The 12,052-nt window shown below is 36.1% G+C and carries 13 protein-coding genes; all 13 read left to right on the top strand.

The window, feature by feature from the left end; all coding sequences use genetic code 11:
• The first annotated feature begins 45 nt into the window (after nt 1-45).
• Complete coding sequence (locus tag KI375_RS16070; protein WP_212974485.1) at nt 46-774, top strand: HAD family hydrolase; 729 nt, start codon at nt 46-48, stop codon at nt 772-774.
• Nucleotides 775-869: 95 nt separating this feature from the next.
• Complete coding sequence (locus KI375_RS16065) at nt 870-1,547, top strand: SDR family NAD(P)-dependent oxidoreductase (protein ID WP_212974484.1); 678 nt, start codon at nt 870-872, stop codon at nt 1,545-1,547.
• Between the two features lie 243 nt (nt 1,548-1,790).
• Entirely contained in the window at nt 1,791-2,666 is an 876-nt protein-coding gene (locus KI375_RS16060; RefSeq protein ID WP_212974483.1) for a GNAT family N-acetyltransferase, read from the top strand.
• 19 nt (nt 2,667-2,685) lie between these two features.
• Nucleotides 2,686-3,156: a hypothetical protein gene (locus tag KI375_RS16055; protein ID WP_212974482.1), complete on the top strand. Its 471-nt coding sequence runs from the start codon at nt 2,686-2,688 to the stop codon at nt 3,154-3,156.
• 280 nt (nt 3,157-3,436) lie between these two features.
• Nucleotides 3,437-4,207 (top strand): class I SAM-dependent methyltransferase, encoded by a 771-nt coding sequence (locus KI375_RS16050; protein WP_212974481.1) that lies wholly within the window; start codon nt 3,437-3,439, stop codon nt 4,205-4,207.
• Nucleotides 4,208-4,726: 519 nt separating this feature from the next.
• Entirely contained in the window at nt 4,727-5,992 is a 1,266-nt protein-coding gene (locus KI375_RS16045; protein WP_244852734.1) for an acyl-CoA thioesterase/bile acid-CoA:amino acid N-acyltransferase family protein, read from the top strand.
• Nucleotides 5,993-6,076: 84 nt separating this feature from the next.
• A complete protein-coding gene (locus tag KI375_RS16040; protein ID WP_212974480.1) occupies nt 6,077-6,916 on the top strand; it encodes an AAA family ATPase in 840 nt (279 codons plus the stop codon).
• Complete coding sequence (locus tag KI375_RS16035) at nt 6,901-8,211, top strand: VWA domain-containing protein (protein WP_212974479.1); 1,311 nt, start codon at nt 6,901-6,903, stop codon at nt 8,209-8,211. The genes KI375_RS16040 and KI375_RS16035 overlap by 16 nt, the downstream gene beginning before the upstream one ends.
• Nucleotides 8,212-8,402: 191 nt before the next feature.
• Nucleotides 8,403-9,260, top strand: a complete 858-nt coding sequence (locus KI375_RS16030) for a P-loop NTPase family protein (RefSeq protein ID WP_212974478.1) — start codon at nt 8,403-8,405, stop codon at nt 9,258-9,260.
• A 9-nt stretch (nt 9,261-9,269) separates the two neighbouring features.
• The gene (locus KI375_RS16025) at nt 9,270-10,568 is read left to right on the top strand and encodes a serine hydrolase domain-containing protein (protein ID WP_212974477.1); all 1,299 of its coding nucleotides are present in this window, start codon (nt 9,270-9,272) and stop codon (nt 10,566-10,568) included.
• Nucleotides 10,565-10,753 (top strand): hypothetical protein, encoded by a 189-nt coding sequence (locus KI375_RS16020; RefSeq protein WP_212974476.1) that lies wholly within the window; start codon nt 10,565-10,567, stop codon nt 10,751-10,753. Before KI375_RS16025 ends, KI375_RS16020 begins: the two co-directional genes overlap by 4 nt.
• Before the next feature lie 110 nt (nt 10,754-10,863).
• On the top strand, nt 10,864-11,319 hold the full coding sequence (locus tag KI375_RS16015) for a MarR family winged helix-turn-helix transcriptional regulator (protein ID WP_212974475.1): 456 nt from the start codon (nt 10,864-10,866) through the stop codon (nt 11,317-11,319).
• A 60-nt stretch (nt 11,320-11,379) separates the two neighbouring features.
• Nucleotides 11,380-11,880, top strand: coding sequence for a VOC family protein (locus tag KI375_RS16010; RefSeq protein ID WP_212974474.1), 501 nt, complete (start codon nt 11,380-11,382; stop codon nt 11,878-11,880).
• Nucleotides 11,881-12,052 lie beyond the last annotated feature (172 nt).

The raw sequence follows: 12,052 nt of genomic DNA, 5'->3' as shown, positions 1-12,052 counted from the left end.
AAGACATTGAATATTATTATAGTTTAATAGTTTGGAGGTGTTATGTTGTCTTTTAAACCACTTAACATTCACTGCATATTATTTGACTGTATGGAAACGCTTGTTGACTTGACTGATATACCAGATCCTAGAGATTATTCCTTTTGGGCTTTTAACGGTTCCGGAACAGAAGAATATTGGGATAGTTTTGATGAGTTTTTTCAAACTCATCAATTGGCACGAAAGAAGTTTAATTGTGAATTACCTACACATAAAGAATATGATATGGAACAAATTTTTAGCTTGTTAATTGAAATGAATCATTCAATCAATAATGATCTAAGCGCTGAGATTAAGAAGAAATTATTAAAGAACTATTGGGAGAATTATATTTCAAGGTGTTATGTGAAGAAAGAAGTACAGGAAGTATTACCGAGATTAGCAACTCATTTTAGACTAGGAGTGGTGTCTAATTTTAAGGTTGAAAGTGGGATTGAAATGCTTCTTAAGATTAACAAAATAAATAATTATTTTGATTTTGTAATTACGTCAGTTGACAATGGATGGAGAAAGCCACACCCTACTATTTACAAAGAGGCAATAGAGAAATCCCATTCAAACCCAAGCGGAATTTTGTTTGTTGGAGATAACTATATAAATGATTTTATTGAGCCCAAGAAATATGGAATCCGATCATTATTATTAGACAGGAATGATAAACATAGTGATGAGAAGGATAGAATAACTAATTTCCGCGAGCTTGAAACTTATCTTTTATCATCTTATCAAAAATAGTCATATTAAGGTTCCATCTTACATTGCATATTCATTAAGTTAGTTATCCGAAAAAAACAGCAACCGAATTACTCAAAGAAAATGAGGGTGATAAAGTGAATTATTTTATTTTGACGGGAGCTTCACGAGGGATAGGCGAATCGATATGTGAAAAATTATTATTAAAAAATCACCATGTGATATGTGTTTCAAGGAAGAGAAATGATTCACTCATTTCACTGGCAAACTCGAGAAACGCTAAATTGGATTATTTCCAATGTGATTTAAGCAATGTATATGAAATAGAAGAGCTGATGCGGAAAATCGTTGAGAAGGTTGATTCTTCTGTTGTTGAGTCTTTATCGCTGATTAATAATGCAGGCTTAGTTTTTTCGCAAAAGATTGAAGAGACAGAACCAGACTCTATTATAAAACTAATGAATGTCAATCTACTTTCCCCAATGATTTTAACTTCGAGTTTTATCAAACACACTGAACAATATGATGTTGAAAAAAGAATTTTAAATGTTTCATCTGGTTCCTCATTTAATTTATCTCCTGGTGGAAGTTGTTATTCCACATCGAAGGCAGGGCTTGAAACTTTCACAAAAAGTATTGGAATAGAAACAAAGAATGTTAAAATCATGGCGATTCGGCCGGGCATGGTTGACACGGATATGCATAAAGATACTGTGAACAGAAAAGAGTTAAAGTCGGCTGATTATGCAGCTAAGAGAATTCTTACATTTTTGTTTGAAAGATTTGAACATGGAAAAGTAGTAAGGGCTTGGTAACATAAGTTTCAAGGGAACAGTTTAGGTAGTTTGGGTCTTGACATGGAACGACTAAAAGCATGGTTGAGGGGATTTTTATTTAAATTGTTTTCGGTATAGAAGTACTTGTGCCCTTATGCTAAGGTGGGGAGAACGCTTCAATAAACTGCAAATTTTCTTATTATAGAGAGGTGTATTAAACTGGATCGCTTAACACAATTTCACGATGCTCAAATTGAAATCCGTAATTTTAAAAAGGAAGATATGCCATTGCTTGGGGAATTTTTTCAAACGGTTACTTCAGGGAGTGATGTTGTATTTTGGTGGGTTGGCGATGAGGAGAATTGGAAAAATGTATTTTGTGCCTTTGAAGATGGAAAGATGGTAGCAAAGGGACAAGTTGATATTATTGATATGGTTCCTCCAGGGCGTTCAGTAGATAGTAAACATACGATCTATATTAATCTGAAAACACTTCCTGAGAGGGAATATGATTATGATTTGCTGGACAAAGTGTATCACTGTCTTTATTCTCGTGCGAAGGAACTGAAGCAATCGTTATCCAATGAGTACAGAACAATCCTCTGTATAGGTAATGAATCCGATGAGACTGCTAATAATAAGTTTTTTACCGAACGCAAGGGTTTTCGTAATCTAAATAGCTTGTACACGATGGGACGCAATCTAAATTGTCCAATCCCTGAAGTTTCGTTGACTGAAAATCTCCACTTTATGCTATGGGAGCTAGAGACCACAGATGAAGAACATAAATATTTGGAATTGGATGCCGAGGTTTGGCCTGAAACCCCGTTAGGATTAAAAAGATTGTTTGAGTATAAACAATTTCCACTATGGATAACTATGGTCGTACGCGAGGGAGATACAGTCGTAGGTAGTTTAATGGTATGGAAGAAAGGAACCTATGGGTTTATTGAAAATGTTTTTGTCCGTCAACCATGGAGAAAACGAGGAATTGCGAAGTATTTACTGGCGAAGGCCCTAAAATATCTAAAAGACAATGGATTGGAAACAGCCCAGTTGGTGGTTCTAACATCGAATGATTCAGCTTTGTCGCTGTATGAATCAGTAGGTTTTTGTAAAGAAAAGGTGGAAGTGAGATATTATATAGACTTGAGTTAGTCAAATTAGGGGAGAAGAAATGTTTTTATATGACGAATTTATTGAAATTGCGAAAATGATGAATAAAGAGTTGAATATTATTCCAGTTTTATATGGTTCGTTGGGACTTGAAAAGGTGACGGAAATTGAATTTTCTCCGCAAGACATCGATATTCTCGTTCCTTTAACATTTTTAGAGGAGAAATGGGAACTATTAGAAGCTGTACTTGGCCGTTTAGGATACGAATTAATTGATTTACACGAGCTTGAGTTTCAGAAGGGAAATGTGAAAATCGGTATTTCCTATTATGAGGACTTAAAAAAGTTTGCAGATGTAGATTACAATAATCTAAAGAAAAACGAAGATAGTGGAGCAATATATCGTACACTCTCGATTTCTGAATACCTTAAAGTATATAAGAGGTCTTCAATAGATGGATATCGCCGAACCAAAAAAGATAATAAAGATCAAAGTAAAATCCAAATTCTCAATGAACTTTTGCATGACTAATCATTTCTTAAACGGTGATTTTTCAAAAGATTGCAACTAATAAATTTTTGAAATGTCTTGATATGGAGCGCTAAAGGGGAGTTTTATTAAAATTGTTTTCGGTATAGAAGTACTTTTCCCCTTATGATAAGGTTATCCATACTATACTAGAAAGTGAGTGATGATTGTGATAATGAGAAAAATATTCGTGACTTCAATTATATTAGAGGTGCGGAAGGGATAATCACGCTTCAATTGAGAACCTTTCCGTGCTTAAAACAAAACACGGAGGGACTAGCGAATGTCGTTTAGTAATTATGGAGAACTATGTACTGAAGTTTATGATTTAACGAAGAAAATCGGGCAAGCGTTTAACGGAGATATAGAATACTATAAAGATAGACTAAAACCTGCCAAGGGAAGAATTCTTGAAGCAATGGTTGGTTCCGGACGAGTTATTATTCCGCTTCTTGAATCCGGATTCATAATTGATGGTGTTGACTCTTCTCCGGAAATGTTGGCTTCTTGTCAACAACGCTGTGAAGAACGCGGATTGATGCCAAACTTATATCAAGCAGATTTGAAAGAACTTTCTTTGCCAAACAAATATGAAGCTATTATTATCCCTGCTGGCTCATTTTTGTTGATTGAAAAGCGTGAAGATTCGATTGCAGCATTAAAGAAACTCTTTGACCATCTCCAACCCGGTGGTCGTCTTATTCTAGACCTTTTTTTGCCAGACAATATTAGTCTAGAGCCTATAGATAAGACTAAAATAACTCCATTCACCATGCCCAATGGCGATACTATTACGATGGAAGATAGGCTGGTTGAGGTAGATATTTTTAATCAATGTAAAGTTTCTTATCTGAAATATGAGAAATGGCGTAATGGCGAATTAATTCAAACTGAGTTACAGCGGTTTGCATTGCGTTGGTATGGCGTAGAAGAATTCAAATTTGTGCTAGAGAGTGTCGGTTTTTCTGATGTTGTCATATCTGCGGATTTCGAATATGGTAAACAACCGACCAACGGTAAACAGGAATTCATTTATGAAGCTGTAAGAAAATAATAGATGGATTCGAAATGAACAAATCAAGCCCTAACTGATAAAGCAGTAATGGGTTTGATTTGTGTTCATGTTGAAAATAACTTACTGCCTGTTTTGTTTAAATTATAAAAACTAATGAATCCTGTATTATAGCTTTTTTCCGAGAAGGGAGAGTTCCATTTAAACTTTGTGATTTGAGCTCGATAGAAGGAAGGAACTTAATTAATATGATAGATAGTCTTATGAATATTAAATTTTGGCTAATGTTTTGATCTAGCTCCAGCGCCTAGCCCCTCGAGACTCGTAGGAGGCGAGTCCATCGGCGAAGACATGCGGACGTGGCGTCCTTAGCCGATGTTCCACGAAATAACCTGAGCCAATAAAAGTCAAAACCGGACTTTTCTTGGCTCAGAACATTTGCTTGTCGGAGGGCAACAGGATGTTAGTCAGAAGGGTGTTGCGCCAGGACGGCGCGAACTTAACCTTTCGTCTTACATCAAGGCGCTTGCGCTTTTCTAATAATCCTAGGAGGTTTTTTGTTTGAGAATAACGGTTGAGCCAATTCAATCCCTAATTGATGAGCCTGTTAGAATCAAGGTTTTAGGACTTCAAGCAGGACAATTTGTAATGATCCAAGCACGGCGTATATCTCAGAATAAAAGCAATCATTTCGCTTCGCAGGGAGAGTATATTGTGGATGAAAATGGTGAGGTAGATCTTGCATCGCAACCGTCAATTGGTGGGACTTATCAAGGAATTGATCCGATGGGGCTTTTTTGGTCACTTCAAATTGAAAAAGTAGTTCAGCAGGATAATAGTGAGTCCGGTAGACAAGGCGCCAATTCTCCCCAAGAGATGACCCTTGAAGTCCGAAACGCTGATAATGAGATCTTATGCTCAAAGGATTTCAAAAGGTTATGGTTATCGGAGGATATTGTAAGAACTCCGATACGTGAAAATGGCCTAGTCGCAACATTATTTTCTCCTAAAGATGGAATTCCACGTCCTGGCGTCATTTTTTTAAGTGGCTCTGAGGGAGGATTAAATGAGTACATGTCTGCCATGCTTGCATCTCATGGATTTACGACCTTAGCATTGGCTTATTTTGGTATGGAAGACTTACCGGAAAGACTTGCACATATTCCGTTAGAGTATGTAGAAAAAGCGATTACTTGGATGGAAAGCCGGGAAGACGTCAAAGCGGGGTGGCTAGGTATCCATGGAACATCCAAGGGTGTGGAGGCTGCACTACTAAGTGGATCCCTTTTTCAGCAAATAAAAGCTGTCGTTGCGTTAAATGGATTCGCTATATCCTTTGCAGGAATAGTACCATGGTCAGATGCTGAAACGCTGCCGCCATCTTGGACTTATAATGGGAAACCAATCCCTTATGCTACGCCAAATAATCCAAAGGAAGTAGCATTAGAATGCTTGAGAATGTTTAAAGCGAATGAAGGAAACCCTTATGTGGAGTGGTATAGACATCTTGGTTCAGATCCAGATATAGTGGAGAAGGCAACGATCCCAGTTGAAAAAATCAAAGGGCCAGTTATGTTTATTACAGGACAAGAAGATGGTGTTGTGCCAAATTTCTCGAAAACGGGTATGGATCGCCTAAAGAAGTACGATCACCCATATGAGTATCATCATTATAATTATCAAGGCGGGACACATTCTATTGGAATACCATATCTGTTCGTAGGTAATGCAGGCCGCCATACAAAGGGGACCGCCCTTGCAAGTCAGGATTCATGGTTAAAAACAAAGGAATTTTTTATGAGAAGTTTTCTGAATGCGACTTCGTAAATAGATTCCTGAAAGAAATAAATAGAATGCCTACAAATGCTGACGCTACATTAAATTCCTAATTTGGAAGGAGTTAGGTTCCAGATGGTCGTAACAGATTATAGAGAATTGAAAAAAGCATTAGCAGCAAATCAATATTACTGTAAAAAACTAATTACCTATTTAACACTAGGAAAACCTATTGGTCTGAGGGGTGAACCTGGGATTGGAAAATCAGAGTTAGCTGAGCAAATGAGTAAGCTGTTGAATGCAAAATTTATAGATATTGAATGTCATAGTCAGCTTGAGGCTGCAGACATAGGTGTTTCCTGGAATTCATTTAAGCAAATTGTGGATGCACAGACAAATCGCTTAACTGGTGATCCATTCAGTAAGGAATATCTTAATTTAACCCCACTCTTAGAATGCTTACATTCGGAGCAACCTGTTGTTTTAAGAATTGATGAGGTTGATAAGCTAAATGAAACAACATCCAATTTTTTTCTTAGATTTTTAGATAAAAAACAAATGGTTGTACATGATTTAGCGGAAGAACCGAAATTATTGCAAGCAAAATCACCTATATACATATTTCTCACTAGTAATGAATATCAAACCTTGGATCCAGCCATTATGCGTCGGATTGCTTGGATTGAGCTTAAATTTCCAGAAGAAAAGATGTTAGCGGAAATGCTTTCAACTAAAACGGGTTGTAGCTATGCTATGGCGAAGCGAATTGCCTATATCGTTCATCGTCTTCGGCTATTGCCGCTAGAAAAGAACCCGTCGATCGGGGAAGTTTTAGAATGGACAAATGCTCTTCTCTTGGAAAATAATGGAGTTCTTACTCTTGAAGCGATACAAGTGACGATCGGACTGATTTTAAAATATCCGCAAGATGAGAAGAAAGGCTGGGATGAAATATCCTCATGGACAGTCATTTAAATATCGAATCCTACATTAAATGGTATAAACAACTGAAGGATAACTACCTAGAGAAAAAGCGGATGAGGATGTCTATAGATGCGATGATTGATCACATGATCCTATCTCGAGAAATAGAGAGCCCGAGGGTAAGTAGTGATCCTATAGAAGCTGAGCGGATGGATTCGACAAAAAGCACAGATCCTAGCAATAAGAAGCTGGATATTGATGGCGATGATCAAGTATATCTAACGGATTTATCGGAGAGTAGATCAGAAAAATTACTAAACTCAGGGAATTTATCTGAGGAAGAGTATGGAGAATTCATAGATGAATTAAGCAATTATCATTTTTATGAGTATTTAGATGAATGGATATCAAAAGCGGAAGAACATCCTGTTCAGAGAAACACTGAATCGTTCTATCATAAGGGACAAGATCAAACTACTTCAGTCCAATCGATAGCACAAAGCCTGGAAAATAATATTGAACATCTAGATGATCAGGATATCGAGGAAATGAAATATGTTTTTCGAAGATTAGTCAAAAGCACTTCGAGCCCGGAGTTCAAATCACAGCAAATTGTTAAAAAAAGACGGTATAAGAATATCGATGCAAAAAGGACTGTGAGAAAAATAGCAGAAGCTGGTGGTCTGTTTAATGGGTTTAGCTATAAAGATAGTCCCTCCCTGTCATCTCATCGAGATAAATCACTTGAATTGTTAATTATTGGGGATGTATCAGGCTCAATGGGGAAGTATGTAGCCATTACTTTATACATTATTTCTTGCTTGGAACAAGTTGCATCGATTCATACGTATATTTTTTCGGATCTGCCAACCCATATAAACTCTTTGAGCAAAAAGGGATCATTTAGAGAGCTGTATGAAGATATGAAAAAGCAAGCAAATTCTTGGGAGAATGGAACAAGAATCTCGCTCGCATTGAAAAATGTACGCAAAGAAAAGGCATACACCAAAGAAACAATCGTGCTTCTGATTACTGACGGCGGGATTAGTCTAGTCGGCAATGATTGGCAGGATACAGTGAAAGAATTAATCGAACTAAAAGCGGAAGTAGATAGGATGGTTCTCGTCATCCCAAATTCGGAACTCGTGCATGATGGACCCGAGTGTGAAAAAAGCTTATGGGATGTCGAACGTATCCCTAGACAGGGGAATGACTTATCGAGTCCAGATCTGCAAAAAATAGCTAGATATGGATTATTGACCAGATACCATGATCAAATTATTGAATGTAAAACAGCAGAAGATATTACATTGTTAATAGAACAAATAATGACCGATTATTTATAAAAGCTGAAGCTAAGATGATTGCGAATAGTGTTCCAAAAAACTCAAAGGAGTGTTTTTAGTGGAGTAAATAACTGTTTGTAGGATCCCACTTCAAGACTATAAGATTTTAGAAAGTTTAAGTAGGGAATAATGGACGTTAATACCCGATAAGTAGGTCTCCAAGTATTGAAAGGAAGGAACGTATACATTTTATGAACACAAAACTAATTATTGTCGAGGGATTACCTGGGTTTGGAAAATCAACCACTGCAGAGCTTATTAAAGGCATTCTTTCAGAGAATAATAAGGAAGTCGAACTAGTTTTAGAAGGGAACTTAGACCACCCGGCGGATTATGATGGGGTAGCCTGGTTCACTAAAGATGAGTTTGATAAGATCTTATCCATTAGTGGAAGTTTTAGAGAGGTATTTCTTCATAGAGTAATAGAGAAAGATCAACATTATTTTTTGCCATATAGTAAGATAAAAAATGAATTTGGTGATCAGTTTCCGGATGAATTATTGAACGAAATTTTTAAAAAGGATATATATGAATTACCATTTGCGAAAAATGTGGAGTTAATTGATAGCAAATGGGCTGAATTTGCAAACAATGCCGTTCATGATCATAAAACCTATATTTTTGAATGCTGCTTTATCCAGAATCCCTTAACGATTGGTATGATAAAATATGGTGAAGAAGAAGAGAAAATAATTGATTATGTAAAAAAATTAGAAAGACAAATAGAGCGCTTAAATCCTGTTTTAGTTTATATTGAACAAGATGACCTTGCATATTCGTTTAAAAAGGCGGTCAGGGAAAGACCAAAAGCCTGGTCAGAAGGATTTATACAATATTACACAACTCAAGGCTTTGGAAAACAACATGGGTATGAAGGGATAGAAGGAACGATTAAAGTATTAGAAGCAAGAAGAGAGTTAGAAATGAAAATAGTGAATAAGTTGAATATCAAACAACTGAAAATAAATAATTCAAGCTATGACAAGGAAAAATATAAGTCAGTATTAATGGAAAAGTTGGAATGGTTATTATCTACTCATGAAAGGTAGAAGAGGCGAATGACTCATACTTTTAAGGGAGGAGATCGTATACTAGCTACACGATCGAAATTAGAGGTTTATATTAATCAATATCTCAATTTGTGGGATTTTTACGGGGTTATTCAAGTAGTTAAAAAAGGTGAGGTCCTTTTTAAAGGTGCATACGGCTATGCGAATATTGAATTTGGGATTAAAAATAAGATCGATTCGTGTTTTTCTCTTGCTTCCTTGTCAAAACAGTTTACCGCCTTCACGATTATGATCTTATATGATCAGAAACGATTAGATATCGACCAGCCCGCACAGCAATACTTGCCTACTGATCTGCAAATTGATCAATCGATCACTGTCCATCATTTGTTATCACATACTTCTGGATTGTATAATTTTTATAACTTTGAAGATGATTTTTTTGCTGGATACAATCGGTTGGAATATTCGAAGAAGGACTTCTTTCAGCGATATATTAAGAAAAGTCCTACAAAACCACCTGGCACAGTATATGATTACAATAACTCAAATTACAATTTGCTTGCATGGATTATTGAAAACATTTCAGGAGATAATTATGAAGACTATATTCGAAAAAATATATTTTTACCACTGAATATGATGAACAGTAGTGTGGATGACAGCAGCAAACCGATTCAAAATAGGTCCTGTAACTATGTAACGGATTTTCAGACAACCATCAAATCTCCCTATTATAACGAAAAATTTAGTATCGGTGCAGGTGCTATCGTTTCAAACAGCGATGATTTATACAAATGGTATGTCTGTTTGCGCGATCGGAAAATCTTGTCAGAGAAAGCGTATAATAGATTCTATAACGAAAATAGCAATAATTATTGTTATGGACTTGTGCATCATCAGGTTTATGAGACAGACAAATATTCCCATGGAGGAGATCATTTGGGAATCAGTACGTATATGGTGGATTTTTTCGATGAAGATATTTGTGTAAGCATTCTTTCCAATAATGAAACAATCAACCAGTACAGATTGGGTGATGCAATTTCAGATATCCTCCATGAAGTAGATGTTGATCCTCCAATCAAGCATGAAGAGATTTCAATAACTGTAAACAAGCTTCAAAGGTATTGTGGAGTGTACTTGAAAGATAAGATCCATGTAGAATACATTGATGGCAAATTATATTTTACAAGATTCAATGGCAATCTTCATATTGAAATCTATCCAGTAGGTGAAGGGAAATTCGTTCGCAGACATTCTGACCAGAGTCATCCGTACAGTATTGTTGAAAATGAAAACGGGCAAATGACGTTTTTTGGATATAGCAAGGATGAAGATATATGAATGCTATGATTGAAAAAGTATGGGGATTAAAAAATGTTGTTGGGATTCGTGATTTTAAAGCCAAAGGAAATCGAATTGTAAGGTTAATTCATTCAGAAGAAGGACAATTCGTTCTATTAGACCAGCAAAAAGGTGTGATCCCTATAAGAGCAAGAACAGCTACAGGATTGGTTAATCTTAACTAGTCCTGTAATTATATATAGTTTTGGTTTAGCACCATTTCGATCTTGACAAGGAAAGGCGACTCATTTAATATTAGTTAGAATTCTAACTAATATTAAAAGAGGGTATACACATGAATAATTCTACAAACAAATCAAGCTGGAAATGGGATCAGGGGCCAATTGGCAGGATAGTCAAGACAGCTTATATTACGTTACGACGTGAAGTTGAAGAAGAATTAAGGCAGGTCGGATTGACACATACTCAGTGGAATGCTTTAGGGATTCTTCATTACTTTCCTGGAATCACTTCATCAGAATTAGAACAAATCCTCATGATTGAGCGTCCGAGTGTAACCAGTCTTATGAATGGATTAGAAAAGAAAAAGCTTATTATACGCAAAAACTATTCAAAAGACGCGCGTTACAAGCAAATTTTCCTAACAGAAGAGGGAAAGAAGATTGCAATGGAGACCCAACACTTTACACACCTAGTTGAAGATCGGATTAAAGATGGTTTATCGGCTGAAGAATTTGCAATGTTGAAAAGTCTCCTTATTAAAACGGTTAATTTGTTTGAAAAAAAGTAAATCGTAATTTTTTTACCTTATTAGTTAGGATTCTAATTAAATGTGAGGGAGTGAGTGTTCATGAGTAATAAAAAACAGCAGGAACAGGAGCAAAAGCATTTTATATGGCAGGGATTTCACCATATTGCTTTGGTGACTCCAAATTTAGATGAGACAATCCATTTTTATCAGACTGTGCTAGAGATGGAGGTTGGAGATGTTTATCCAGCATTTAAGCAACGAGGGAGACATTGTTTTATTAAACCTGGAAATGTAGATACTTGGGGAATTCATTTTTTCGAAAATCCAGAGGCCAAAATCTTTCGAAGCGATCAGGAATTAAGACGTTTGGCTGAGAACCCGAGGGCGGCCGAACTGTACAGCCATTTACCAGGTGCTCTTCAGCACATTGCTTTCGCGGTGGAGACTGAGGAACAAGGGCTTCTTTTGAGAGAAAAGTTAAAGAGGGAAGATATAATTATGACTGACGTTTATACTCAAGGTAGTATATGTAATTTTATTTTTACGGATAACAATGGTATTCAATTAGAGGTTGCATGGCCTAAAGTGATGATGAATTAAAGCTCTTATCTCTTTACTAAGATGATTATATACTTTTAACAGGATGCTAAAATGTGAATGTTTGGTAACCTAATAAAAGTATTTTTTTGACAAAAACATATTCTAAAACGCGTATTTGTTTCTAAATAATGAATAGTTTCGATCTTTAAGTTGAAAATAAAGAAAATGTTCA

It is taken from the genome of Bacillus sp. J14TS2 (assembly GCF_018333015.1).
Taxonomy (GTDB): Bacteria; Bacillota; Bacilli; order Bacillales; family Bacillaceae_C; genus Lederbergia.
This window is presented reverse-complemented; position numbering and strand designations above follow the sequence as displayed.